The organism is Streptomyces sp. QH1-20, assembly GCF_041283565.1.
GTDB lineage: Bacteria > Actinomycetota > Actinomycetes > Streptomycetales > Streptomycetaceae > Streptomyces > Streptomyces syringius.
The window spans coordinates 296,238-319,367 of sequence record NZ_CP166300.1; the positions used below are offsets into that span (position 1 = coordinate 296,238).

Annotated in this window: 26 protein-coding genes and 2 pseudogenes; 15 read left to right on the forward strand and 13 right to left on the reverse strand. The window is 69.1% G+C overall.

The window, feature by feature from the left end; all coding sequences use genetic code 11:
* The 11 genes from AB8O64_RS36920 to AB8O64_RS36970 all read left to right on the forward strand — a co-directional run bounded on the left by AB8O64_RS36920 (position 1) and on the right by AB8O64_RS36970 (position 8,900).
* Positions 1 to 498 (forward strand): hypothetical protein, encoded by a 498-nt coding sequence (locus AB8O64_RS36920; RefSeq protein ID WP_370424346.1) that lies wholly within the window; start codon positions 1 to 3, stop codon positions 496 to 498.
* Positions 499 to 508: 10 nt separating this feature from the next.
* Entirely contained in the window at positions 509 to 979 is a 471-nt protein-coding gene (locus AB8O64_RS36925; RefSeq protein ID WP_370424347.1) for a hypothetical protein, read from the forward strand.
* Positions 979 to 1,221 carry a hypothetical protein gene (locus tag AB8O64_RS36930; RefSeq protein ID WP_370424348.1) on the forward strand — a complete coding sequence of 81 codons (243 nt, stop codon included), beginning with the start codon at positions 979 to 981 and terminating at the stop codon, positions 1,219 to 1,221. The genes AB8O64_RS36925 and AB8O64_RS36930 overlap by 1 nt, the downstream gene beginning before the upstream one ends.
* A 173-nt stretch (positions 1,222 to 1,394) precedes the next feature.
* Positions 1,395 to 1,517 carry an albusnodin family lasso peptide gene (locus AB8O64_RS36935; protein WP_370424349.1) on the forward strand — a complete coding sequence of 41 codons (123 nt, stop codon included), beginning with the start codon at positions 1,395 to 1,397 and terminating at the stop codon, positions 1,515 to 1,517.
* Positions 1,518 to 1,603: 86 nt separating this feature from the next.
* Positions 1,604 to 3,286, forward strand: coding sequence for an albusnodin/ikarugamycin family macrolactam cyclase (locus AB8O64_RS36940; protein ID WP_370424350.1), 1,683 nt, complete (start codon positions 1,604 to 1,606; stop codon positions 3,284 to 3,286).
* Entirely contained in the window at positions 3,286 to 3,915 is a 630-nt protein-coding gene (locus tag AB8O64_RS36945) for a lasso peptide biosynthesis B2 protein (RefSeq protein WP_370424351.1), read from the forward strand. Before AB8O64_RS36940 ends, AB8O64_RS36945 begins: the two co-directional genes overlap by 1 nt.
* Positions 3,908 to 4,468, forward strand: a complete 561-nt coding sequence (locus tag AB8O64_RS36950; protein WP_370424352.1) for a GNAT family N-acetyltransferase — start codon at positions 3,908 to 3,910, stop codon at positions 4,466 to 4,468. The genes AB8O64_RS36945 and AB8O64_RS36950 overlap by 8 nt, the downstream gene beginning before the upstream one ends.
* Before the next feature lie 816 nt (positions 4,469 to 5,284).
* On the forward strand, positions 5,285 to 6,007 hold the full coding sequence (locus AB8O64_RS36955) for a GNAT family N-acetyltransferase (RefSeq protein WP_370424354.1): 723 nt from the start codon (positions 5,285 to 5,287) through the stop codon (positions 6,005 to 6,007).
* Positions 6,008 to 6,321: 314 nt separating this feature from the next.
* Complete coding sequence (locus tag AB8O64_RS36960) at positions 6,322 to 7,089, forward strand: ParA family protein (protein ID WP_370424355.1); 768 nt, start codon at positions 6,322 to 6,324, stop codon at positions 7,087 to 7,089.
* The gene (locus tag AB8O64_RS36965) at positions 7,089 to 7,982 is read left to right on the forward strand and encodes a ParB/RepB/Spo0J family partition protein (protein WP_370424356.1); all 894 of its coding nucleotides are present in this window, start codon (positions 7,089 to 7,091) and stop codon (positions 7,980 to 7,982) included. The genes AB8O64_RS36960 and AB8O64_RS36965 overlap by 1 nt, the downstream gene beginning before the upstream one ends.
* A 354-nt stretch (positions 7,983 to 8,336) precedes the next feature.
* Positions 8,337 to 8,900, forward strand: a complete 564-nt coding sequence (locus AB8O64_RS36970) for a hypothetical protein (protein WP_370424357.1) — start codon at positions 8,337 to 8,339, stop codon at positions 8,898 to 8,900.
* Here the strand turns inward: AB8O64_RS36970 and AB8O64_RS36975 are convergent.
* Both AB8O64_RS36975 and AB8O64_RS36980 read right to left on the reverse strand, forming a co-directional pair.
* Positions 8,897 to 9,643 carry a hypothetical protein gene (locus AB8O64_RS36975; protein ID WP_370424358.1) on the reverse strand — a complete coding sequence of 249 codons (747 nt, stop codon included), beginning with the start codon at positions 9,641 to 9,643 and terminating at the stop codon, positions 8,897 to 8,899. The genes AB8O64_RS36970 and AB8O64_RS36975 overlap by 4 nt on opposite strands.
* Before the next feature lie 132 nt (positions 9,644 to 9,775).
* The gene (locus AB8O64_RS36980; RefSeq protein WP_370424359.1) at positions 9,776 to 9,988 is read right to left on the reverse strand and encodes a DUF6207 family protein; all 213 of its coding nucleotides are present in this window, start codon (positions 9,986 to 9,988) and stop codon (positions 9,776 to 9,778) included.
* 183 nt (positions 9,989 to 10,171) lie between these two features.
* Here AB8O64_RS36980 and AB8O64_RS36985 point away from each other — a divergent pair, with 183 nt between their 5' ends.
* Positions 10,172 to 10,366, forward strand: coding sequence for a hypothetical protein (locus AB8O64_RS36985; protein WP_370424360.1), 195 nt, complete (start codon positions 10,172 to 10,174; stop codon positions 10,364 to 10,366).
* 27 nt (positions 10,367 to 10,393) lie between these two features.
* On the opposite strand, the gene AB8O64_RS36990 is transcribed toward AB8O64_RS36985, so the two are convergent.
* The 3 genes from AB8O64_RS36990 to AB8O64_RS37000 form a co-directional block, all read right to left on the reverse strand.
* Positions 10,394 to 10,933 (reverse strand): DUF6233 domain-containing protein, encoded by a 540-nt coding sequence (locus tag AB8O64_RS36990; RefSeq protein WP_370424361.1) that lies wholly within the window; start codon positions 10,931 to 10,933, stop codon positions 10,394 to 10,396.
* A gap of 2 nt (positions 10,934 to 10,935) precedes the next feature.
* Positions 10,936 to 11,274 (reverse strand): hypothetical protein, encoded by a 339-nt coding sequence (locus AB8O64_RS36995; RefSeq protein WP_370424363.1) that lies wholly within the window; start codon positions 11,272 to 11,274, stop codon positions 10,936 to 10,938.
* A gap of 1,557 nt (positions 11,275 to 12,831) precedes the next feature.
* A complete protein-coding gene (locus AB8O64_RS37000) occupies positions 12,832 to 13,713 on the reverse strand; it encodes a LysR family transcriptional regulator (RefSeq protein WP_370417360.1) in 882 nt (293 codons plus the stop codon).
* A gap of 60 nt (positions 13,714 to 13,773) precedes the next feature.
* On the opposite strand from AB8O64_RS37000, the gene AB8O64_RS37005 reads away from it, so the two are divergent.
* Positions 13,774 to 14,139: a DoxX family protein gene (locus AB8O64_RS37005; RefSeq protein ID WP_370424364.1), complete on the forward strand. Its 366-nt coding sequence runs from the start codon at positions 13,774 to 13,776 to the stop codon at positions 14,137 to 14,139.
* Between the two features lie 87 nt (positions 14,140 to 14,226).
* Here the strand turns inward: AB8O64_RS37005 and AB8O64_RS37010 are convergent, their stop codons facing one another.
* A complete protein-coding gene (locus tag AB8O64_RS37010) occupies positions 14,227 to 14,994 on the reverse strand; it encodes a Ku protein (RefSeq protein WP_370424365.1) in 768 nt (255 codons plus the stop codon).
* 289 nt (positions 14,995 to 15,283) lie between these two features.
* On the opposite strand from AB8O64_RS37010, the gene AB8O64_RS37015 reads away from it, so the two are divergent.
* Positions 15,284 to 15,781, forward strand: coding sequence for a hypothetical protein (locus AB8O64_RS37015; protein WP_370424366.1), 498 nt, complete (start codon positions 15,284 to 15,286; stop codon positions 15,779 to 15,781).
* A 64-nt stretch (positions 15,782 to 15,845) separates the two neighbouring features.
* Here the strand turns inward: AB8O64_RS37015 and AB8O64_RS37020 are convergent, their stop codons facing one another.
* Together AB8O64_RS37020 and AB8O64_RS37025 are read right to left on the reverse strand one after the other, a co-directional pair.
* The gene (locus AB8O64_RS37020) at positions 15,846 to 16,280 is read right to left on the reverse strand and encodes a hypothetical protein (RefSeq protein WP_370424367.1); all 435 of its coding nucleotides are present in this window, start codon (positions 16,278 to 16,280) and stop codon (positions 15,846 to 15,848) included.
* 164 nt (positions 16,281 to 16,444) lie between these two features.
* Complete coding sequence (locus tag AB8O64_RS37025; protein ID WP_370424368.1) at positions 16,445 to 16,741, reverse strand: hypothetical protein; 297 nt, start codon at positions 16,739 to 16,741, stop codon at positions 16,445 to 16,447.
* A 1,255-nt stretch (positions 16,742 to 17,996) separates the two neighbouring features.
* Between AB8O64_RS37025 and AB8O64_RS37030 the strand changes: the two genes are divergently transcribed.
* On the forward strand, positions 17,997 to 18,293 hold the full coding sequence (locus AB8O64_RS37030; protein WP_370424369.1) for a hypothetical protein: 297 nt from the start codon (positions 17,997 to 17,999) through the stop codon (positions 18,291 to 18,293).
* Between the two features lie 330 nt (positions 18,294 to 18,623).
* Here AB8O64_RS37030 and AB8O64_RS37035 read toward each other — a convergent pair.
* The 5 genes and pseudogenes from AB8O64_RS37035 to AB8O64_RS37055 form a co-directional block, all read right to left on the reverse strand.
* Positions 18,624 to 18,890 (reverse strand): annotated as a pseudogene (locus AB8O64_RS37035) (transposase); the annotation flags it as partial.
* A 2-nt stretch (positions 18,891 to 18,892) separates the two neighbouring features.
* Positions 18,893 to 19,196: pseudogene (locus tag AB8O64_RS37040) on the reverse strand (helicase associated domain-containing protein); the annotation flags it as partial.
* 157 nt (positions 19,197 to 19,353) lie between these two features.
* Positions 19,354 to 19,803, reverse strand: a complete 450-nt coding sequence (locus AB8O64_RS37045; RefSeq protein ID WP_370424370.1) for an RICIN domain-containing protein — start codon at positions 19,801 to 19,803, stop codon at positions 19,354 to 19,356.
* A gap of 1,027 nt (positions 19,804 to 20,830) precedes the next feature.
* Positions 20,831 to 21,223, reverse strand: a complete 393-nt coding sequence (locus AB8O64_RS37050) for a hypothetical protein (protein WP_370424371.1) — start codon at positions 21,221 to 21,223, stop codon at positions 20,831 to 20,833.
* Positions 21,220 to 23,130 (reverse strand): Helicase associated domain protein (locus AB8O64_RS37055; protein ID WP_370424372.1); only part of this gene is annotated, 1,911 nt, incomplete at its 5' end. The genes AB8O64_RS37055 and AB8O64_RS37050, both read right to left, overlap by 4 nt.

The window sequence follows — 23,130 nt, forward strand, 5'->3', positions numbered from 1 at the left end:
GTGGCCGCCGACGACGCGATAGCCCTGGACGGCTTCCTGAACGAAGAGACCGTGCCCGGCGACCTGCACGGCAGCACGGCGCGGTTCCGCCTCACCGTCTCCCCGACGGACCAGCGCACGGACGAGATGATCCTGCCGTGCAGCGTCGCCGACCCCGCGATCGCGCACGCGGTCATCCACGACCTGGTGCCCGGCGACAAGCTCCGCGTCACCGGCTACCTCCGGCTCCCCCGCACACCGGACGAGCCGATGTGGCTGGTCGTCACCGCGCTGTCCGTGCTGGAGCCCGCGCCGCTGATGTCCGTGGCCGGCCCGGCCGCCGTCGTCACCGCGGTCATCGAGCGGTACGGGCCGTACGTCTGCTGGTTCGACGCGGACACCCCCGACGTGGAGGTGTTCACCGAGGCGGGCGACTGGGTTGGCACCGCGCCCGAGCCGAACGGGATTGGCCAGCTGCTCGAAGCGTTCGAGCATCGCCAGGCCGCCGGCGGCGAGTGAGTCAGCCGCCGTGCCTATCCGTCCCGAGAACCTGCACCGGTACCCGCGCGACTGGCCCGAGATCAGCGCGCGGATCCGGTTCGTGAGGGCGGGCGGCCGTTGCGAGTGCTCCGGGCAATGCGGCCTGGAGCATCCCGGCGGCCGCTGCCCAGCCGTCCACGGCGAGGACCACCCCGACACCGGTTCCGAAGTCGGCCTGACCACCGCCCACCTCAATCACCAGCCGGAGGACGTGCGCGAGGAGAACCTGCTCGCCGCCTGCCAGCTGTGTCACCTGCGGATTGACCACGGACACCACCGGGTCACCCGATCGCTCACCCTCGCCGCCCGCGCGGCCGCCGCCGGACAGCTCGGGCTCCTCCCCGAGGCCACGCTCGTCCGCACCGAGCCTCCCACCCCGCCGCGCCCTACCCGAGGCCGCGTCCCTGCGGCCGCGCTCCACCAGCTGCCCTTCCCCGAACCCGAACTGGAGGCATCCTGATGGCCCGCATCACCGTGAAAGTCGAACCGCTCCATGCTGACGGCACCGCCTGCGACCACGCGGTCAGCTCCTCGGGCAAGCCGCGCGACCCGGACTCCGGTTGCGCCGGCCGCCGCTCCTACCGCGTCTGGTGCAGCTCGTGCGGCCAGGTCGGCGAGCCGCACGGCCTGCGCGTCCTGGCCGAGCCCGAGCAGTCTCAGCACCGCGCGCAGCACCAGGCCCAGCTCGCCGCCACCCGCTGACGACACCGATGAACACGCGCGCTGACCCCGGCACCTGGTCGGCGCTCCGGCGCCGTCGGCAGCGCGGCCGCACTCCCATGAGCTCCCGACCCGCCCTCTGCGGCGGGCCGGGTGACTCCGAGCACCCGCTCGGAGTCCGCTGCACCACCAACACACCGAGAGGAGGAACTGACATGACCGACCAGAACACCCAGGCGCTGCCCAGCACGCCGGTGATCGAGCTCGGGGACGCCGCCGCGCTGACGCGGGGCGGTGAGTCCGAGAGCGTCGAGAGCAAGCAGAACCCGTACGACTGATCCACCAGTACAGCTGAACCAAGCGGCGGCCCCCGGCACTATCCCGGGGGCCGCCGCCCATCTGCGCTTCCAGCAAGGAGAAGAAGATGTTGCGATGGTTCGGCGGCAGCGCCCCCGGCGCCCGGACCGCCCTGCCCCACGACGCCCGGATGGTGTGGAACGACCCGCCCCTGTGGGCGGTGGGCAACTGGCCCACGCACCTCCTGCGCACCGCCGAGACGGACACCGGCCGCATCGCGGTCTTCGGCCCGTGCTCCGCGAGCGACAACGACGTCACCCACGCCGCCAGCCTGAACGACCCCGCGCCGATGCTCCGCCGGTGGGCCGGATCGTTCACCGCGGTCCGTACGCATCCCGGCGCAGTCGACATCTTCAGCGACGGCGCCCACGCCTGCCCTCTCTACACCGTCACCACCCCCCAGGGCCTGGTCTGGGGATCCAGCGCTCTCGCCCTCGCCCCCCTTGCCGACAGCCGAGTGGATACCGAGTGGCTCGCCGCCTACCTCTGGGACAAGCGCGCTCCCGCGCCCGGCCGGTCGCCCTGGAAGAACATCGTCCCCGTACGACCCGGCCAACACCTCACGCTGACCCCCGACGGCGCCGCTGCGGCCACCCCCTGGTGGTCACTCTCAACCCGGACCTATGCCGAAGCCGTAGCCCGGCTGAGGCACCTGCTCACCGAAAGCGTCCGGGCCCGGACTTCGGTACCAGCCTCCACGGACCTGGCGGGGCTGGACTCGACCACGCTCGCCGTCATCGCCGCAGCCGTCTCCCCCACCCCCGTCACCGCCATCACCGCCCACCCCGACGGACAACGCAACGGCGGCGACCTGACCTACGCCTCCCAGCTCACCGTGCCCGGACTGACCCGCATGCTGCTCCCGCTGCGGGCCGGGCACCTGCCCTTCACCCCTGCCGACGTGCCGCTGCCGGCGACAGACGAACCGGCCCCCTCCACGACGACCTGGACGATGTTCTCCGCCCAGCTCCTTCTCGCCACCGCGGCCGGCGCGACGGCTCACCTCACCGGCGACGGCGGCGACAACCTCGCCCTGCCACCCCCCACCCACGTCGCCGACCTCGTCCGCAGCGGGCGCTGGCTGCGCGCCGCAGCCGACATCATGGGCTGGGCCCGACTCCGCCGGATCGACCCCCGACCGCTCGCCCGCGCCGCCCTGCAGACCGACGCCCGGCGGCTCGCCTGCACCTCACCGACACGACCACCCTGGCTCACCGCACCCCCTCCGCCACCACCAGACATGCCGAACCGAGCCACCGGTGACGCGGACACGGAGCTGATCGGCAACGTGCGAACGGCCGCCCGGGCCGCGTACGCCGACGCCCAGCTCGCCGACACTCTCGGCATCGAACTCCACAACCCCTACTTCGACGCCGCCGTCCTGGAAACCGTGGTCAGCGCTCCGGCCGCCACCCGGTTCTCCACCCACCGCTACAAGCCCCTGCTCCTCGACGCAGTCGGCGACCTCCTTCCCGCACCGCACCGGTACCGCACCACCAAGGGCACCTTCGTCAGCGCCTTCCACCACGGCGTTCGCGCCAACCTCCCCCACCTCCTCGACCAGACCGACGGCCGCCTGGCCGCCCTCAACCTCATCAACCCCGCACAACTGCGCACCGCCCTTCGCCACGCCGCCCTGGGCGTAGAGACCCCATGGGCGACGCTGCTGCGCACCCTGGCCGCCGAAACCTGGCTGGGCGTCGCGGAGACCGCCCTCGACTGCGGGTGGCAGACGGAGGAGGCCTTGTGATGCTCCGCCGCTCTGAGCTGGCCCACTTGGTTACCCCGCACGCCACCATCACCATCGACTACCGCACCGGCCACACCGAACTCCGCCCAGCCACCAGCGACAGCCCGCTGGACGGCGCGACCGTCCACTGGGTGCCGACCGGGCCTTCGTGGGGAACCGGCGAGATCCCCGCCGCCCTCCCGACTCACCCCCCGGCCCCCCTCTCCTGGCGCCTCGCGGCCATCCCGGCCGTCCTCGCCACCACCGCGGCTCTCCTCTGCCACCCCCGCCGCCGCACGTTCCACCGCCTGGTCCGCCTGGCCACCGTCGGCCGCGGCCTGCCGCCAGCCACGACACCACAGGTCCGCTGCGCGGTCCGCGCGGTGCGGTGGGCCGCCTGGCCCCTGCCCGTACGGTGGGCCTGCCTCGAGCAATCCACCGCTGCCGCCCTGCTCCTGGCATTCGCCGGGCGACGCGCAGAGTGGCGCCACGGCATCGCACTCGATCCGATACGCATGCACTGCTGGATTGCCGGCCCCGACGGCCACCCGGTCGACGAACCAGAAGACACCGGCCTCTACACAGTCACCCGCACACCCGACGGACCTGGCCCCGACCCCCGGGACCCGAGAGGAGCACGACATGAGTGAACCGCACATCCTGCTGGACGGCACCGAGCTGTCCCTCGCCATGCCGCGCCGCGAGATGCTGCCCACCTACCACCGCTGGGAGAACGACCCCACCACCCTCATCGGCTTCGGCAACCAGTTCCCCCAAGCCCTCGAGATCCGAGAATCCGGCTGGGACCGCCAGCGCAGCAACCCACGCTTCCACCAGTTCGAGATCCTCCACCGTCCCGACCAGACGCCGGTCGGCATGACCACCCTGGAGATCAACACGTTCAACCGCACCGCCGAGTACGTCGTGGTCATCGCCCCCGAGCAACGAGGGAAAGGCCACGCATCCGAAGCGACCCGCCTCACCCTCGACTGGGCCTTCCACGTCGGAGCGCTCCGCATGGTCTGGCTCAAGGTCCTCGCCCCGAACGCCGCAGGCGTCGCCGCCTACGAGAAGGCCGGCTTCAAGACGGCTGGGCGACTGCGGAAGTCGGGGTACTGGCTCGGCGAACCGGCCGACGAAATCCTCATGGATGCTCTGCGTGCAGACTTCCCCGGCCCCTCCTCCGTGTCGGCCGCCCGCTAACGAGACGGACACCAGCGCGCTTCTGGCGCCTCTTCCAGGAGCGGGATTTCGTCGTTTCTGGGGGTACGCCAATCACCAGCCGGAGGACGTGCGCGAGGAGAACCTGCTCGCCGCCTGCCAGCTGCCCGCATCAGCGTGAAGATCGCCCCGCTCCACCCGGACGGCGCTGAGCGCGACCACGCGGTCCGCCTCCGGCAAGCCGCGCGACCCCGGGGCCGACTGCGCCGACCGCCGCCCTCCTGCGCCGTGGTCTGCAGCGACTGCCGCTCGGCGGAGCATCCGCGATGCTCACAGCCTGAAGAGGCTGGCCCCCCGGACCGCCCACAGCGCCAACGCTGTACGGCTTGATGATCGTGACCTGAAGCGCGGCCGTCCGCTCCCTGAGCAGCAGCCCGACGCAGAGACCGCCCCCACCAACACGCTTCACTGCGCCAGGCCCCCCCATCCACGGCACCCCGACCCCAGGTCCTACTGGCTCCTCACCCACGTCCTCGCCAGACGCGAGCTCCCGCCCGGCATCGACCCGGGTGCCTGAGCCCACAAGCGGCCCCCGCTCGTCCCGACCTAGGTCCGGACGAGCGGGTGTCCTGTCTCATCGAAGTTGGTCGTCTGCGTGGCGCTGACCTGCGTGGACTGGATTGGGTGAGACGCGTGGACTCGGTTCGTTGAGACAGACTGCATCTGTCCGTCTTATGTGACCTCAGTTGATCCGGTTCGCCTGATACGACGTCGATGGAGTGTCGCCGTGCCGTATCCGCCGACGCTGCTGGTTAATTCCCAGGTCAGCAGCTTGCTTCGACTGGCAGGATCGGCGCCATGTCGATCGATGCGTTGGTGGTCCGAGCCCGTGGGCTCTGGGAGGACCTGGCCCAGGTGCCGGTGTCGTTCGCCCCGCCGGGCGGTGTGAACGTGGTGGTCTCCCCGCGGTCCGGGCTGTGCCCGGTTGGCTGGGTCGGAGTGGTAGCTCTGGGCGGATCGGCGATCGTGACCGCGCCGAGTGACAGTGCCGCCCGGATCGTTCGTGACGCGCTGGGGAGACTGCCGGTGGAGGCCGTCGTGGATAGCGCTTTGGTCCGGAAGGTCCTTCCAATGGCCCGGGTGCTCGGGCCGGCGGCGCTGTCATATGTGTCCCCAGCGGGTTTCCGGCCGGTGGAAGCTGGTGCCTTGACGGTGGAGCAGCTGTCAGCCGCTCACCCGGATTTGCGGATCTTGGAGCAGGCGGCTGGTCATGAGGACGCTGGTGAGGCTGCTCTGGACGAGATTACGTCGCCCGCGTTCGTGGTTCGCGAGCGTGGCCAGGTGGTTGCTGCTGCGGGGTATCGGGCCTGGCCGAGGCGGACGGCCCATATCGGCGTACTGACGGCGCCAGAAGTGCGAGGGCGAGGACTGGCACGGGTGACGGGCTCAGCGGCGGTCGCTCATGCGCTCGCTGTCGGGCTGCTGCCGCAGTGGCGAGCGCGCCATCCCGCCTCCCGGCGCGTTGCGGCCGCATTGGGTTTCGACGAGCTGGGCTCCCAACTCAGCATCGAGATCGCTTAAGAGGGGCGGTGTGGTGGGGGTTCGGTGGGCCTGAACGACTCGGTTCGTTGAGATATCGACTCGATTGAGTGAGACAGGACAGCGGGGGCCGCCTTTGTGCTTCTGAAGCCGACAGCTCATGGGAAGTTTTACGGCCGTAAAACTGGTAGCTGCGGAGCCGTTCGATGCGCAGCCGGCTCGCCCGACTCGCTCGGTTTTACGGCCGTAAAACCGAGGACCCGCACGCCGCCCCTGGAGCACCGCCTCTCATCTGAGAGGATGCTTCCCGTCCATCCGAAGTACCGGGTTCCCGGGAAGTAGTCGGAGAGCAGTACATGCCCTACATCACCGTGCTCTTGAACCGTAAGGGCGGAGTCGGCAAGTCACTCTTGACGGTCAACCTCGCTGCGGTCTACGCCGAAATCCTCGGCTGCGATGTCGCCGATGCCGAAGGGGTGACCGCAGGCGGCGGCCCGTCCGTAGCGGTCGTCTCAATAGACCCTCAGGGCACCAGCATCGAACATGCCGAGAAGGTCAGGAAGGCCGGCAGGCCAGTCCCCTTCCGCGTAGTCGACGCAAGCCAGAACCTCGACAAGCTGCGCCGCCTGCGCCGCGCCAAGGCCGACATCATCCTCGTCGACACGCCAGGCTTCATGCCACTCAAGGCAGAAGACGACGAAGACGAGTCCATCGACCCCCTAGGCGACGGAACCACCGGAGACGCACTGCGAGCCGTCCTCGACGTTGCTGACGACGTCATCGTCCCTCTAGAAGCTGAGGGAAGCGCCTTCACCCCGACCAGGGTCACCGTTGAGCGCGTCCTCATCCCCCGCCAGATCCCCTACGGCGTCGTCGTCAACAACTGGGACCCCCGCGACGGGACCGCTGACCGGGACCGCACTATCAGCCTCGTCCAACGCAGAGGCTGGGAGCTGTACAACGCCACCGTCCGTCACTACAAGCCGCACACCCGCGGCATCACCAACGGGCGGTTCTGTACCCAGTACGAGTCCAACCACATTGCCACCAAGGCCAAACAGGACTTCGTCTCTCTCGCCTTGGAGCACCAGCTCCGTCGCCAGAAGTACGCAGGAGGCCGATAGTGGCCAAGCGTGATGAGTTCGACGACTTCTTCGGTGATGACGATGACGCCGTCGTCGACACCCGAGCTGACGGCCGGCTGCTGCGTGTCCCCGTGGCCCGCATCGCCCCCAACCTGGTCAACCCGCGCACCAACTTCGGCACCGAGGAGGAACTGCAGGACCTCGGTAAGAGCTTGCAGCGGCGCCAGGTCCAGGCGGTGCTGGTTGTCACGCGTGCCGCCTACCTGAAGCTCTGGCCCGACAACGCCGAGAAGATCGGCAACGTCGATGTCGTGATCGTGAGCGGCGAGCGGCGATACAGGGCGGCCAAGGTCGTGGCCATGCCGGCCTTGGACTGCGTCATCAACGACGACGTCGCCGAATCGCGCAAGACGTTCATCGAGGCCGTGGTCTCCGAAAACGTCGACCGGGCCAACTTCGACCCCATCGAAGAGGCATACGCCATCGAGGCTCTCGTCGCAGAGTTCGGCACGGGCCGGGCAGTGGCCCAGCACTTCGACCGCGCTGACGGTTGGGTAACCCAGCGCCGCCTCCTGACATACCTCGTGCCTGCCCTCCAGGACCAGGTGAGGCAGCGCACCATGCCGGTGGAGGTGGCGCGCAACCTCGGCAAACTCGCCCGAGATAACGAGTGGTCGGCTGAGGAGCAAAACGTTTGGTGGGCCAAGGAGCAGCAGAAGCGCCAGGAAGCGGCTGAAGAGCGTAAGGCTCAAAAGCAGCGCAAGCGCGAGGCCAAGCCGACGCCGAAAAAGAAGGAAGCGCAGCCGCGCGATGAGGGATCTCCCGCCGCGATCCCGTGGCACAATCCCTCGGCGGTGCTCAACATTCTCCGCGAGCACATGAGCTCGTCCGACTTCGAACACCTCGTCAAAGAGGCCGTCGAACTGATCTGAGTGCGCTCAGTGATGAAGCCCCCACTTGTCTATGGCGAGTGGGGCTTCGCTCGTCTCGGACGACGCAGGTGGTTGCTCGTTGGTGCCGCTCGGCGGCGCCGGGTCTGCGAGACGGTGCTGCGCTACCCCGAACCAGACCCTGATCGCGCGTCCGAACCGCGCCTCGCCCCCAGAACGGCGATCGGCGTGCGCACCACCAGGACCAGCCCGGTCAGAATCCGAGACAACGGCCCCGCTGAGCGCACCAGATGCCTAACGGCGCGGTGAGCACGCCAGATCGGTGCCCATTCGATGCGCGCACCGTCTTCTCATCAGCTGACGCCCGGCGGTCGCGGCCCTTCTTAGAGTGGTGGCATGGCAGACGAGATAGTGGCGATCGAGCGGGCCCTGGTCCGTGGTGAATGGGTGCCGGATCAGGAGGAGCGTGCTCTCGGTGGTGCCGTGCTCGAGTGCCGCGACCGGCTGGTGGAGGAGCCGTCGCCGGCGGACATGCCGCCCAGCGAGCGAGGCCTGTGGCTGACCCAGTCCCTCATGCTCCAGGCACTGCTGGTCCGCGAGCTCACCGACGGGCTGCTGCCGCAGTGGCAGGACCGGCTGGTCAGCAGCCCGATGCTGCACTTGGTCCAGGCATACGCCGACGCCATCCAGCCGGTCCTGCCCTACGCCGCCCGGCTCCTGGCCGCGTGGCAGGCCTCGCCCCCGCCGACGCCCGCTCCGGACCTTGTTGCCCGGGAAGCCGAGCGCCTGCGCGTGTCCGCCGTCGAAGCGGAGCAGAACACGCGGTTCTGGGATGCCCACCACTGGGAAGAGGCTCAGGTGGCCGGCGCGGAGCGGGCCGAGATTGAGCTCGCGCTGCACCGGTGTGGGGATATCGCGACGGTGATCTACGCGGCTGTCACCGGGCAGACCGACTACTAGCGGTACTCGGGTCCGTCCGGTTCGCGGGGTGGGCTGGGCAGGGGGGTGAAAGTCGTGCGCTCGTGGGCGGTCAGACTGACGCGGTACGGGGTCCACGCCTCGACGACGTCGAGCTCCAACGGCGGTGGCGGGAGCTCCTCGAAGGAGACGTGCTCGTCGGTCAGGCGGTCGGCCTGCTCGCGCCACCACAGCGCCCAGCCGAGGAGCGCCGAGGGATAGAGGCTGAGGGGACCAGGTTCGGCGTCGGCGGTCATGGTGACGGTGTAGCCGGAGGCGGCGGCGAGGTCGCTGGTGCTCAGCCAGACCAGGACGGTGCGCTCGCCGGTGATCACCCCGACGGCCAGGGCAGCGGCGCGCCGGCGGCGCAGGCTGTCCAGAGCGAGCAGCGCCGGGGTGTCTCCCGCGTGAGCCACCACGACCGCGGCCGAGGCGGCCAGCTGGCCCTGATGCAGGTTCTCAAGGGAGAGCTTGCGGCGCTGCTCCTCGGTCCAGGACGCGGGGATGCGAGCTTGGATCTCGTCCCACGGGCGTGGCTCGATCGCCATCCGGTGGAGATGAAGCGAAGGGGGCGCCTGCCACATGAGGCCGGGGGGCTCCACGGGGTAACGGGTCACGTGGACCTGCAGTGTGCCGTCCGGCCCGGCGAGCGCGTGGGTGTCCACCTCGGCCGTCGGCACCCGGGCCCCCGGATACACCGCGACCATCGGGTGCTGCACCAGCCCCTCGTCAGCAGCCCCTGACATCGTTCTCCGCCCCTCCCCGCCGCGAACACCTCAAGGCCGACGCTAACAGCGGCGCTACCGTGCGGCCCAGGAGCCGACGAACGGAAACGGAGCTGGCGTCGTGGGCTGCGCCGCCGGTAGTTGTCGTTGCGACTAGGCCTGGATGCCAGAGCGGCGTAGGTCCGCGTAGATGCGGGCCTTGACCCCCGGCTCTCCGGGCTCGCGCCGTACGGGCCCCACGCCGGAGGTGGCCCACCTCCGCTCGAGGGCGGTCATCACCGCGTGCGCCGTCGCTTCGTCGTGGGCGGTGACGTCCAGGACCACCAGGCCGGGCTCGGACACGTGCACGTTGTCGATACGAGTCATGCCCGCCCAGACGGCTCCCGCCGCCCGGACGGTTCGCCGCCGGCAGGCGCACCACCCCAACGAGCGAATACCCGGAGCCCTGCCTGGTGGCTGGCAGCCCTTGCGCGTGATCGAACAAAACAACGCGCGGCTGTCAGGGGTGCGTTCCATCGTCGGGGCCTCTGGGCGATCAGGGGAGGGCGGATGGGTGAGCGAGACCTCGCGGTGGGGATCGGCCTGCTGCTGGCGGCGGGCGGGGCGCTGGTTCTGCGGGAGATGATCGGCCCCTATGCCGCCTTCGCTATCGTGGCCTCACCCGTCCTGGCCGGCACCGCGGGGCCGACGATCGCCCGGCGGCTCGCGATACGGAGGCTCCGCCGGTGGCTACGCCGCCTGTAGGGGCCCCTGATGGGCGTGTGGGCACGTTTACGTCGTGCCGTCGGGCGGTTTCTGGAGCACTCGGTCCTGCGGGCGGCACTGCGGACACGGGACGACACCCGGCTCGTCGAGGATCATCCGTGCCTCCCTCAGGCTGAGGAGCGCTCCTCCGGTCGACGTCCGGCAGTCCCCGCGGTGCAGGCTTCCGCCGGGGACTCCCGGGCGGGAGATGAACCGCCACCATTTGAGCTCTTCGACGACGGCGCTTGGCGGTCGTGCCGGGGCTGGCTTCCTGCGCTGGGGGGCTGGCCCGGTGCGGCGCGGCACGCCGCTGTAGTCGACCTCCTCAATGGGTGTGACCACGGTGGCGGGTGCCTCGAAGAAGACAGAGTGCGGCTCGGCGGTCGTGCCGTCGCCGACGGGGGCCCGCGACCACACGTCCAGGCGCAGTCGGCACCACCACGGTCCCTGGGTGCCGAGCCGGAGGTGGGCGAGGATCTGCGCGGTGGCGGTGGAGCCGTCCGGCAGCTCTACGTGCACGGGCGGCGCCGGGGCATCCTCCTCGTGCGGCGCTGCAGGGGAGTCCATCGCTACGCGACCGGCGGGAAGAGGTGCTTGAGGGCCATCCGCGCGGCCACCACATTGCCGCTGGCGGCCTCGGTGCCCCAGTACGGGTGCGTGATGAGGATGGTGGCCAGCTCACGCAGCCGGGCCCGCAGCTGCTCGACCTTCTCCTGCTGCTCCGGCGTCCAGCCCTCGGTCGCGGGGCGCTCGGTGGGGAAGGGGTCACCCTCCCGGGCGGTGAAGCCGGGGTGGGGTTCGACCGACCACGGAAGCACGCGATAGAGCGCTTCCAGTTCCGCGGTGACCTGCCGGGACTCTTGCTGGGCGGCCCGTAGGTCGTCGGGGAAGTCGAAAGTTTCAGCCATGGCCAAAATACTACGCTTGTTCGAATTAGGGTTTCGAATCCATCACCACGGCACGCCGCCGCCGTGAGTACCTGTTTCTGATCCAAAAACCCAGGTCAGAAGCCTGTTGAGCTGCGTCGCGGACCGCAGACTGGCTCTCCAAGCTGAGCTCACTTGAGGGGAGACGCTGGGATGCACACCCGGCCGTGACGACATAGCGTGAGACGCGACTACGTTCTGCGACGAAAGAGGGCTCGGCATGGGAACCGATTTCGGTGACGCTCTCGAATTGGGCAGGGGTAACTCGGTGCGCGGCACCACGGTCCTTCGAGGTAGAAGGGACGACTCTCAGCATGAGTGGCTCGGTCCCGATGCGTTCTTTCACGTGGCGCCGGGGGAGGGGGTAAAAACACCAAAGGGCGACCCAGACGCGATCATCGCAACGGGTTTGCGTGCTGGGGCCGGGGTGGTTGCGAACGGCGGAGCCGAAAGCGGCAATGGGCTAGAAGGGCGGGGGGGTGTGGGGAAGCAAGACGAGACCGCTGGCGCCGGGGTGTTTGGACTAGGGGGCAGAGGTCGGCAAAACGGATCCACCGTCCAAAGCCGCCCAGGAGCCGGGCTCGTGGCCAGAGGAGGGGCTCACCTCGTAGAGGACCTCACTCTCAGCGCCACGAACACCCGGCAGCCTGACGGCTGCGGTGTTCTTGCCGCTCCTGCCGGAACTGCCCTCCCAGCTTGGGACGAGTCGGCTCACGTCGGTGTGTTCGGCCAGGGCGGTCACGAGCTAGAGCACAAGGTGTCAGTACTTGGTGGTACCGCGACGCGAGGCGCTTCGTTCCCAGGGGCCGGAGTCGTGGGTCGCGGCGGGGGCAGACGGCAGAAGACGGACACGTCTGCGACGACCGTGGTTGCCGGCGGTGGCCCTGGTGTCGTGGGCGTGTCTGGGGGCTCTTCCCTACCGGACGTCACTCTGCACCACGACGCCGGCGTGGTGGGGTGGTCCGATGTCGAAGACACGGGCAGGGCCGGAATCTTTGTCACGGCAAAAACACCACAACTCCGTCTTGAACCAGTGGAGGTTCCCTTTACCGCTGACGACACTCCCGACGTGAAGGGCAACCCAGGTGATTTGCTCGCCACAACCAGCCCAAGGCCAAATGAGCAGCCGATCGTCCGGTTGTGGTTCTGCAACGGAGTGAATCAATGGACAAGCATTGCGTGAACTTCGAGTGAGCTGATCCGAGTTCATTTGAGGTGCCTGGTCGGATTGCGCTGGCCGGTGGCCAGGGAAGCCATCGCCGGGTTACCCGGGGTGTCGTACGACGCTCTTTCACTCGCCCAGGTAGCCGCTCGTCGAACTGTTACCGAAACCGTTCGGCGAACGTGCCGATGCGGGCCGGGATTGGGGCACCCGCCCCTGACCTGGGCTTTGGGGTTCAGAAACAGGTACTGACCCGTCCTGACCTGTTGCAGCGAAGGTTGAGTGTTCTCATCGAACACTGAGTGTCATCGGCTCGGCGTGGTAGGCAGTAGCGTCGATCCGGCCGGACAGCGCGCCGCGGTACGTCGGCCCCGTCGTCAACTCCGACTCAGCCGCCGCGCGATGGCCTCCAGCAACTCATCCAGCGCCGCCTTTTGCGTTCGCCCCTGAGGCCGAGCCAGCCCCACCCGGCTCGGTGAGACCCCGCGGACCGGACGGAACACCACGTCCGGGTGGGAGTAGAAACGAGCCGCCGACGCCGGGGCCAGCGCCACGCAGCCGTCCGCCACCGCTGCGAGCCATTCGTCGGGAAGGCTGGCGACGGCGCCGACCTGGACGGGGTGCCCGTCCCGCTCCTCCGCCGCCAGCCAGTGCTCCCTCCAGGCTCCGGTCTCGGCTCCGGCCGCGACGAACGGCTCGTCCCATAGCTCCCAGAACTCCACAGTCTCGCTGTTCGCCAGCGGATGCCGAGCGGGTAGCAGCACCCCGCGCTCCTCGACGTACAACTCCCGCACTGTCAACCTCTCCTGGCCCGGAAACGGCATACGCACCACTGCCGCATCCGCCTCACCCCGGGCCAGGCCGGCGCTCGGGTCCGACCAGTCGAACTGCCGCAGTTCCACCCGCCACTCCGGCCGGGCTTGCCGGAATGCGGCGATGACCTCGCGGACGGCACCCACCCCGCCCGCGTCCAGGAAGCCCAGGCGCAGCACCCGCGCCGCCCGGCCGGTTGCCTGGACCGCCTCGTCCCAGCTGTCCAACAGCGAGGGCACCCGCGAGGCGAACTCACGGCCAGCCTCGGTCAGCGCCATCCCCGACCGCGAACGCACGAAGAGCCGTACCCCGAGATCCTCCTCCAGGCGCCGGATCTGCTTGGTCAGCGCAGGCTGCGAAACGAACAGCCTCTCAGCTGCCCCGGTCAGGCTGCCCTCCTCCGCCACTGCGGCGAAGTACCGCAGCAGGCGCGTGTTCACGTCCATGCCGCCAGGTTATAGAAGCAGCTATTGGACGGTGCCAAGGTGCCCGCGGATCCTGAAGGCATGACCGGTATCCAGCTCGCCCTCCTCGTCGTCACCCTGCTCACCGCCGCCGTCAACGTCGGTATGGCCATCGCCGACCTCGCCGGGGTGCGCTTCGTACTGGCCAACTCGGCGGAGGTGGGTGTGCCTCGAGCCTGGCTGCCCCGACTGGCCGCCCTCAAGCTGGCCGGGGCAGCGGGCCTCCTCCTCGGCCTCCACGACGCCGCACTGCGCCCTCTCGGCGCCGCCGCGGCCTGCGGCCTCGTGCTGCTCTACCTGGGCGCGCTCACCTTCCATCTGCGCGCCCGCGTGCTCTACAACCTCGCCTTTCCCGGTTTCTACTTCGCCACCGCCGTGGCCTCGCTGGCCCTGACCGTGTCCTCGTGATGACGGCATGACGGCACCAATCAATGCTTGATGAGAATGCTCAACCTTCGCTGCGACAGGTCACGTCCGGCCCACTCGTGCAGATCCTCAGCCGGTCCGGCGCTTCCTCGTGGCCGGCTTCTTCGCGGCCCCGCGCCCGGTGCCCGACACCTTGGCTGTGGCCTTCGTGGCCGGCGCCTTAGCAGCCTTCTTCGCTGAGGCCTTCTTCGTGCCGCCCTGGGGCTGGCTGCTGGTGGTCGTGCTGTCGCTGTCGGCGCGGTCGATGGAGGCCTGGAGGGCGGCCATGAGGTCGACGACGTTGGACGGCGCCGCGCTGGTCTTGGCGGCCTTGGGGGCAGGACGGTCTGCGACTTTCGACATGACAAGATCTTCGAGGGCGCTCTGGTAAGCGTCGCTGAGGGATTCGCGGTCGAAGTCGGCGGACATGCGCTCCATCAGGGACGCGGCCATCTCGATCTCCTGCGGCCGTACCGTCACCGACTCCGGCGGGGCGAGACCGGCAGGATCGCGGACCTCGCCGGGCCAGACCATGGTGTGCACGGCCAGGAGGTCGCCATGGACGCGCAGCAGGGCCAGGGACTCCCGCGTACTGATGGTGATCTTGGTGACGGCGACCCGGTCGGTCTGCTTCAGGGTCTCGCGCAGCAGGACGTAGGCCTTGTTCGCCGCCGCGCTGGCGGGCGCCAGGAGATAGGGCTTGTCGAGCTGGATCGGGTCGATCTCCTCAGCGTCGACGAACGCCAGGACATCGATGAGCTTCTTACTCGGCAGCGGCAGATCGGCGAGATCCTCGTCGGTCAGAACCGCCTTCTTCTCGTCGCTCTCGAAGGCCTTGGCAAGGTGCTCGTACGGCACCACCTCCCCGCAGACCTCACACACCCGCTCCTGGCGGATACGGCCGCGGTCCTTATCGTCACCTGGTGCAGACGCAGACCGTGCTCCTCGACCGCCGGCATCAGCCGCACGGGGACGGACACAAGCCCGAACCCGATCGCCCCGGCCCACATTGCTCTCGGCATAGGACCAGCCTGCGGCGCGGGCCACCGTCTCGCAGCCCGGCAGAGCTGTCCAGGGCCCGTAAGCAGCGGCCGGGCTCTGCGGTCCGGGCCCTGGAGGTGCCGAGAGTGCTGTGCATACTGCTGCGATGGCGTCTCCGCTCGCCACCCGTATACACCTGCTGATCACGTTCGTGCTGGTGACGTGTGCGGTGCTCGGCGGAGTCTGCTTCGGCCTCCTCCTTGGCGGCCGTACGACGGCCCTGGTTGCCGCGGGTGCGGCCGGTCTGGGTGCGGGGATCGGCTCGTTCCTCGCCCGCCGCCAGATCGCCGCCCTCTTCCAGCCCGACCCCGGTATCCGGGCTGACGGCTATGCGGAGGGGATCGCCGACGCGGTCCTGGTGACCATCGCGACCTACCAGGCCGCGGTCTTCCCCCTCACCCCGGAAGGGGTGAGTGAAACGGAACGGCAGGCCCGCCGCACCGTCGCCTACCGCGCCGCCGCCTACGACGGCCTCCCCCTCGCCGTACGCGTCTCGGCGGCCGAAGCCCTGGAAGCCGTCGATCAGGGTCTGGACGCCGCACGTGCCCAGGCCGCGATGCGAGCCCTGGCCCTCACGGTCTACGACCACCGCGCCGAGCACTGACTCCATCACACCGCTGCGTCGGTGTTTGCCCTGGTGGACGCGATACCCCCGAGGGCCAATTCCTTCAGTAGGCACGAGCCACCAGGAACCACGCCACGCCGACGCACAACAGCAGGCCCAGCACGATCGCGCTCCGGATCCACCGCGTCCGCACCTGCCGATGCTCGTACCGTTGCTGCTGTGCCTCGCGGCCTTCCTTCGTGTCCTTGCGCCAACAGGGCTGGAGCACAGCCGTGCCAGCGGCGATCGCGTCGGCGACCCGCTGTACGTCGCCGGCGTGGTACTCGGTCCAATAGTTGGTGCCGTACGTGCCCGTCGCTCGCGCGACCTTGGTCCGGACGCCGTTGGCCTGGATGACCGCGTCGACATCCCAGACGACCGGCCAGGCGCGTGTGACCTCGTCGGAGCTGAGGTAACCGTCATCGGCGTAATAGCGCCCCCTTCGCCGCTGCGCGATCAACTCCGCCACCGAGAGTGGAGCAGGGGTGCCCGGGGTCACGAGGCACCTCCGACCAGGTTGCGCGCCAACCAGTTTGCTGCGCGACCACTGCTCCCACAAAGTCCGCCCGGGCCAGCGGACCGGTGCTGCGGTATGTGTCGGCCGACGTCCCGTCGAACTGCCCGGCCGACGTCATCACCGAGCCAGCCGCTTCAGAAACGTTGTCAGGGCCCACCGAAGATGTCGTGTCCGCCGATGCGGCGCCAGACGATGTGCTGCGCACCCCGTATCCGCTCCGTCCCGTACGACCAGGTCGCCCGGCCGCCGCCGGACCAGGTGAGTTCGTAGACGCCCGGCAGGCAGCGGACGCGCTTGATGCGGAGGCCGGGGCGGAAGTGGCCTCCGGCGCGGAGGTCGGGGACGAAGGCGCGGGTGATGACGCGGTGGAAGGTGCGGCGCTGTTCGGGGGTGAGGCGGTTCAGGTCGGTGGTGAAGCGGGGCAGGGCTTCGTAGGTCGGCACGTCGGTCCTCCAGGAAGCACGAAGCCCCCGGGGTTGCCGGGGGCGGAGAGTTGATGACGTGGTGCAGGGGACGGCGGCTTTGGCCGTCGGGTGGGGAGTGGGACGTAGGTGTGCGCGTCTTGACGGTGGAGTCGTCTGCTGACGGTTATTGGGGTGCGTGAGGCGCAGGTGACTCGTCGGCGCGCAGCATTTGCAGGGGCCTCGGGCCGGCCGCCGTCCGGCGGGGCGTCGTTGAAGGACGTCCCGGAGGAGGCCGCTCTCGTACGTATCCGGCGCCGCCGCCAGGATCCGGTGCACCTCGAAGGACGCCCCCTTCTGCTGCTGGCTTACTGGCTCGGTGGGCGGAGGTTCCCCGCCGTCGGGCTCGGGGGGAGGTGGCCGGGGCTGTCCCGGACACCTCCGGACAAGGAGTCTGAACAGCCCGGACACGAAGCCGGCCGTCCCGGACAGCCCGCGCTGTTGTCGCCTCTTGGCCGCGGTCGCAACACTTCAGCTCTCTGGTCAGCGGTCTGGCCTGGACGGCGCCAAGGCTCGAAGTCGGGCGAAGCGCGATGGCTGCTGCTGACCGGTTCACCTCTATGCGAAGGGAATCCGGCCATGTACTTACGACGCCTGGCAGCCGGCCTCGGAGTCGCTGCGGCCCTCGCCGTCAGTACCCCTGTGCTCGCTGCGTCCCCGGCTTCTGCGGTTGACTGCTGGGACCCCAACGAACAGTCGGGGGGAAACAAGGTCAGGACGAAGGACGGTACCCCCGTCGTCCGCCACGGCCCTTACGGCGCCTGCCCCGGGGGAAAGGTGTACACGCGGTCCGTGTACCTCACCTGCCACTACCAGAACTCGGCTGGCAGCCACTGGTTCCACGCCCGCGACCTCGGCTGGATCTACCACAGCCACCTGAGCATGAGCGGCAGCGAGTGGCCTGCCCGTACCTGCACGCGCAGGTGGTGAGACCTGCCCTTCGCCGCAATCAGCGGCGCTTCGGAAACGGGCACTCAATTCCAGGGGCTGGCGCGTGCGTGCGGGATTTGGTGGAGCAGGTGCCGGAGTCCCCGCGGGTAGGGTCATGATCAGCCGCTGCGGTGTTATGGGGACATCGCAGCGGCTTGCTGTTCTTCCAGCAGGGCCGCGGCGAGGAACGCCGCGCCCTGGCTGCGCTGCTGAAGGCGCGGTGAGCACGCGGGCCCGGCCTCCGCCCGGGCCGGGCCCGTCGGCCGTCTCGGCCCACGTTGTCGGTGGTGGCTGGAACGCTGGATGGATGAACGGAGATGAGCAGTTGCTGCGCGGCCGGGTCTACGGCCAGGACCATGACGAACCCAACCCCGGCCCTGTGCCGCACCGGGCGTACGCCGCGCTCGTCGGCGGTCCGCTGGACGGATTGCTGCTCGACATCACGGGCTGGCGGGCGGAGGAAGTCGACGGTGGCGTTGCCCTGAGCACCGAGCTCTCCCGGTGGCCCGGCGGGCGGGCCCTGTACGACCCGCGCCCCGGTGAACCCCGGATGCCCGGCCCGGGTGTGAGCTGCCGCTTCTACTACTCCGGCGATACACCCTGACCGTGCTTACGATCCCCGGGCTCGGAGCGCGTGACTGTTCGCCAGTGGGCGGCTGCGACCGATGGCGGTCAGCTCTGTCCTCCTGCCGCTCGCCGGGGCGAGCACACGGGTGCCACCTCCCGGAGATCACCCTCGCCGCCCTGCGCTACGCCCGCGCCAACGACCCGACGTTCCCGGACCGCGCGGACAAGCGCGGTGCCGAACTCCTCTACCGGGTCGGCGACCTCAAGAGGTGGGCCCGCAACCGGCCGCGCGCCGCCGTCGGGGAGTATCACGAAAGCGGTGTTCACCACTCGGTTGGCGTAGAGGTTTCTCGTTGATCTGATCGGCTTATACCCGTCCGGCCGAGAGCCGGCCGTCGAAGGCGATGTCGAACGCGTTCATCGCCTCCATCCAGCGGCTGGTCCACCGCTTGCGGCCGCGGCCGGTGGGGTCGAGGGCGAGCGTGGTGAGGTAGAGCCGCTTGAGGGCAGCGGTCTCGTTGGGAAAATGCCCGCAGGTGTTGACCGAGCGCCGGTAGCGGGCGTTCAGGGACTCGATCGCGTTCGTCGTCGAGATGATCTTCCGGATCGGGGCCGGGAACCCCAGGAAAGGCACCACCAGCGCATGGCGATGTTGGATAGCTGTTCGATCCATTCGGGTGTCAGTGTGGCGGCTCGCCCTTCGGTGGTTGCTGATCCAGGCTCCCAGACGGAACTGGAGCCCCCAGCCGTCCTCGGAGAGCACGGTCTCGATATGTTTGCGGGGCACCTGGAGGTGGCCCTCGCGCTCGAAGAACTGCCGGGCGGCGGCGAGGTTGGCGGTCCATTTGTCGGCCTGTGTGCGGCGCGGGGGTGGCTTTTTGTCCTCGGTGGCGGGCTCGATGCCGAGGACCTGTTCGCACATCCATTGCTGCACGGTGGTGAAGGGCAAGGCCGGGAGCCGGGATGGGAACGGCAAGCCGCCGGCCCTCCGTCTGCCTTAGGGCTCCGGGGGGCCGGCAACTGGCAATCGATGACTTGTCACCATGCCTGGGTCAAGTCAGGTATCCGATGGGCGCCGGACTGGGCGCCTTCGGGAATCAGCTCCAGCGCTGGTGCTTGATGCTGCCGTCAATACCCGCATAAACCGAGCCGGAACTGGGCTTGGAACCGAGAGTGAGCCTGGTGGCTTTGTTCTTCAGCCGCCAGCCCATGGAGTCCTTGGACTCATGCCACTTCTGGTTCTTGCCACCGTTGCACACGTTCGCGTAGACGCTGCCGTCCTTCTTGCTGTCGAGGCAGAATCCTCGGTCCGCGGTCTTGAGGACGAAGGTACCGTCGGACTGCTTGGTTTCCTTCCACTTCGCGGCGGCATCGCCACAGGAGCCCACACCGACCCAGGAAGTCCTGGACACCAGGCACTTGCCGTTGCCCTTGTTCTTCCAGCTGACGGTCTTGGTGGCGGCGAACGCCTCCCCCGAGGTGCTGATCATCAGAGCCGGTGCGAGAATCGCAGTGGCCGCGACCGTACCTATCAGGCGCTTCTTCATGTAATTACCCCTCCTGAAGCCCAAGTGAGGACCCCGGCAGCAGCGGCTGCCTGCCTGTCGGAATGTGACAAGCCGGTACCTGATCCTCGCTGACGAGTACGGGAACAAGGGTGGTCACTGTCTTGTCCGTACACGTCGTGGCCTCGGTGTGCGCGAGAAGCCTCGTGACCGCGGTTTCCAACGATCCGTCCTCGGCCTGTTCGCTGTATCCCCGACGCGCGTCTTGGCAAGGTTCGTGTCGCGGCCGTGGTCCTGTTTGCTGGCAGGTAACACTTTACCCCTGCATGATCACGCCAGGCAAAGCACCTCTGTGAATGCCCGCAGGTACGAACGACGTGGGATGCGGAGCTGCCCCAACGCCTTAAGGTGCAGTCCGACTGCGAGGATTAGCTGGGGCGGTACACCCCGCCCGTGCGGCCGCCTCGATCCGGTCCCTCGCCTCCTGTACCTGCGGTTCGGTCAACAGCAACGAGATGTCCCGCTCGGCCTTCGTGTAGGTACTGGTGCGGGGGTGGCCGCGCACGGCTTCCTGCATCTGCTGTTCATCGTCGCGCGAGGCCATCACGCCGCTCCTTCCTGTGCGGCTGCTGCCCATTCGAGTCCGAGGTCGGCGAGTGCCGCGATGATCCCTCTCACCGGTATACCGACCGCGCTCCACAGCCGGGGGCCTGCGGATTTTTGGTTTGCGAAGTTGTCCACAGATCGGCCGCACGCTGCGCCCAGAACCGCGCCCGGCTCGTACGGGCCCTCTACGAACGGCCGGAGCGCCTCACCGAACCCGCCGCGGCCGCCCCGTAGTTCGGCAGGGGGAGCGGCACAAGATCCCAGGACCTACACGCACACCAATGCGATGCTCGCGGCTCAGAACCCCCGGGCATCGCACTCAAGTGCGTGTAGGGCCTGGGGCGCGATGCCGCTGGTCCCAGGCAGTGAAGGACTCTGGGCCGCCCAGCGCGCCCGGGGTCCTGTCCGTCACCTCACGCCGCCCCCAACTCCAGTCCGAGGGCAGCGGCGTGACCTGGTGCGCTTACCAGTTGTCGGGTGCGCTGCCCGCCCGCGCGATCGGCTGTCCCTGGCTGTTGCGGCCCCAGTGCGGTTCCTTCATCGGGGTCTGGTGCCTGTCGGGCAGGACGCAGATCCGTCCCCAGCGGCCGTGCTTGCCCGCGCAGACCTCGGTGAGCCGGGTCCTGTCACCCTCCGCCACGGCCTGGTCGTAGCGTTCCTGGAACGGCTGGAGGCGGGCGCGCAGCTCCATGCCGAGCTCCGTCTCCGCCGCCTCCACCCGCTCCTGCGCCTCCTGCACCGCCGGGTCGGACAGCACAGCGGAGATGACGTCCTCCGCCTCCGCGCAGTCACTGTTGCGGGTGTGCCGCCGTACGGCTTCCTGCACGCGCCGCTCGTCATCGCCTGTCGTCGTCACGCCGCGACTTCCTCGGCCGCCCATTTGAGTCCGAGGCTGGCGAGTGCCTGGAGTTTGTCGGTGGTGAGTTTGGCGCGGCGGCTCTTGCTGTTGCTGAGGAACACCCCGAGCTTCACCTCGCTCCCGTCCTCAAGTCGCTCGATGTGGCTCCTGGGGACCGTCACAGAGCCCGTGCGGGCTTTGTACTGGGCCAGGGCTGCAACACCGCGTTCGAAGGTGCTCGCGGGCGCCGTGGACGGCTCCGCGGGCACGTCCGGCTCCACCGGCACCGGGGCCGGGGCGAGCGGGGTGACGCCGACGGCCTCCAGGCCCTCACGCTGTCCCTCCGCCAGCGCCGCCCACACCTCGGGTTTGCGCTGCTTGGCCAGCCACTTGCCGATGTCCATGCCGTGGACCGTGAACCCGGGCAGGACCCCCACCGGGCCCTCTTCGTCCCGCACGAGTTCGCGCAGCGCGGCGTAGTGCCGCTGCCACTCCGCCGGCCACTCCGGGTTCCAGTCCTCGTCGACCTCCTTGAGCGCCGTCTCCCACTCGGGGTGGCCTTCCAGTGCGCCGGGGCGGCGGAGGTTGGACAGCCATTGCCCGACCGGCTTGTCCAGCATGGTCGCGGACCGGGGTGCGCACAGCGTCCAGTGCTGCTGGTAGTACACGCGGGCCGCCGCCAGGTTTTCCTGGAATCGCGCGTCGGCCGCTGACCAGGCCATGCCCAGCTTCTCCAGCCGCGCGGCGCGCCGGCCGTTCATCTGTCCGGCCCCGTAGGCCCGTCGCTGCTCCGCGACCCAGGTCCCGAGCGGGTAGGCGCCTTCCTTGTGCTCGTACGGCACCCGGGCGTGGCCCTCGCGCTCGGTGTACTGCTTGAGCTTCGCCCAGCCGCGCGCCCAGTCCTGCCGCTCGGTGTCGATCACGTTGAAGCTGACCCAGTTCGCGACCATCGCCGGATCACGCGGAGCCGCAAATCGGAGCAGCAGACGGGTTTCTTCCTCGTTATCACCGGGCGCGGCCCCGATGTATTCAGAGGGCTGCGCGACGTCCTTCTGAGGCTCTTGCGGGATCGCCAGCAATTCGACGGCCTCTTCATCGTGAGCCCGCAGACCTTCCAACACCTTCACCAAGGGTCGATACGAACCGGAGGTGAACATGTCCTCCGGTGCCTCGTCGGGTTGGAGGAATACCGGCACGATGAGAGAGGCGAGCTTGCCCTCTCCGGGCTTCTGACGCAGCGCCCGGCCGATGGCTTGGACGATGTCGTGCGGAGCGCCCTTGGGGTCCAGGAGGGCCACCGAGTCCACCGCCCGGATGTCGACCCCCTCGCCCAGCACGCGGCAGTTGGAGAGGACGGCCCGCTGCGCCGTGGTCCCGAAGGAGCCCAGGACTTCCCGTCGGTGCTCGGGGACGTGCTCGCCGCACAGCCAGTCCGCCCAGATCCGCTTCGGGTACGTCTCGGGCTGGTCCGCGTGCAGCTTCGCCGCGGCGCGCTCCAACCCCTCGGCGTAGGCCTGTGCCTCTATCGTCCGGTGGTGGAAGGTGATGCACGTCTGGAGATTGTGCTGCGCCATGGTGTGCAGCAGCGCGGCCTGGAGCGCCCCGAGGCGCTGCCCCCGGACCTCCTCGGTGTGCCGCTCCTCGCCCATCAGCTTCTCGGGTGTGACGACGGGGTCCTGGAGTTCGAGGACGATGATCTGGTAGCGCGCCAGCAGCTTGCGCGAGACGGCCGACGCCAGGCTGAGCTTGTAGAGGACGGGTCCGAAGACCTTCTCGTCGTCCATGGAGGCCGCCATTTCGCGCGGCAGCGGGTCACGCACTCCCTCGGCGACCTCGCGGTTGAGCCGTTCTTCCCAGATCCGCGGGGTGGCGGTGAGGTAGAGCCGGCGGTGCGCCGGGATGACGCTCTGGTCGTGGATGTCGGC

Coding starts and splice junctions, on each gene's coding strand:
- AB8O64_RS36930 (WP_370424348.1), top strand. CDS start 979: ATGGCCCGCATCACCGTGAAAGTCGAACCGCTCCATGCTGACGGCACC.
- AB8O64_RS36945 (WP_370424351.1), top strand. CDS start 3,286: ATGCTCCGCCGCTCTGAGCTGGCCCACTTGGTTACCCCGCACGCCACC.
- AB8O64_RS37030 (WP_370424369.1), top strand. CDS start 17,997: ATGAACGGAGATGAGCAGTTGCTGCGCGGCCGGGTCTACGGCCAGGAC.
- AB8O64_RS36990 (WP_370424361.1), bottom strand. CDS start 10,933: ATGGACTCCCCTGCAGCGCCGCACGAGGAGGATGCCCCGGCGCCGCCC.
- AB8O64_RS36980 (WP_370424359.1), bottom strand. CDS start 9,988: ATGACTCGTATCGACAACGTGCACGTGTCCGAGCCCGGCCTGGTGGTC.
- AB8O64_RS36985 (WP_370424360.1), top strand. CDS start 10,172: ATGGGTGAGCGAGACCTCGCGGTGGGGATCGGCCTGCTGCTGGCGGCG.
- AB8O64_RS37045 (WP_370424370.1), bottom strand. CDS start 19,803: ATGAAGAAGCGCCTGATAGGTACGGTCGCGGCCACTGCGATTCTCGCA.
- AB8O64_RS36970 (WP_370424357.1), top strand. CDS start 8,337: ATGGCAGACGAGATAGTGGCGATCGAGCGGGCCCTGGTCCGTGGTGAA.
- AB8O64_RS37000 (WP_370417360.1), bottom strand. CDS start 13,713: ATGGACGTGAACACGCGCCTGCTGCGGTACTTCGCCGCAGTGGCGGAG.
- AB8O64_RS36960 (WP_370424355.1), top strand. CDS start 6,322: ATGCCCTACATCACCGTGCTCTTGAACCGTAAGGGCGGAGTCGGCAAG.
- AB8O64_RS37005 (WP_370424364.1), top strand. CDS start 13,774: ATGACCGGTATCCAGCTCGCCCTCCTCGTCGTCACCCTGCTCACCGCC.
- AB8O64_RS36950 (WP_370424352.1), top strand. CDS start 3,908: ATGAGTGAACCGCACATCCTGCTGGACGGCACCGAGCTGTCCCTCGCC.
- AB8O64_RS36935 (WP_370424349.1), top strand. CDS start 1,395: ATGACCGACCAGAACACCCAGGCGCTGCCCAGCACGCCGGTGATCGAG.
- AB8O64_RS36940 (WP_370424350.1), top strand. CDS start 1,604: ATGTTGCGATGGTTCGGCGGCAGCGCCCCCGGCGCCCGGACCGCCCTG.
- AB8O64_RS36995 (WP_370424363.1), bottom strand. CDS start 11,274: ATGGCTGAAACTTTCGACTTCCCCGACGACCTACGGGCCGCCCAGCAA.
- AB8O64_RS36955 (WP_370424354.1), top strand. CDS start 5,285: ATGTCGATCGATGCGTTGGTGGTCCGAGCCCGTGGGCTCTGGGAGGAC.
- AB8O64_RS37015 (WP_370424366.1), top strand. CDS start 15,284: ATGGCGTCTCCGCTCGCCACCCGTATACACCTGCTGATCACGTTCGTG.
- AB8O64_RS36975 (WP_370424358.1), bottom strand. CDS start 9,643: ATGTCAGGGGCTGCTGACGAGGGGCTGGTGCAGCACCCGATGGTCGCG.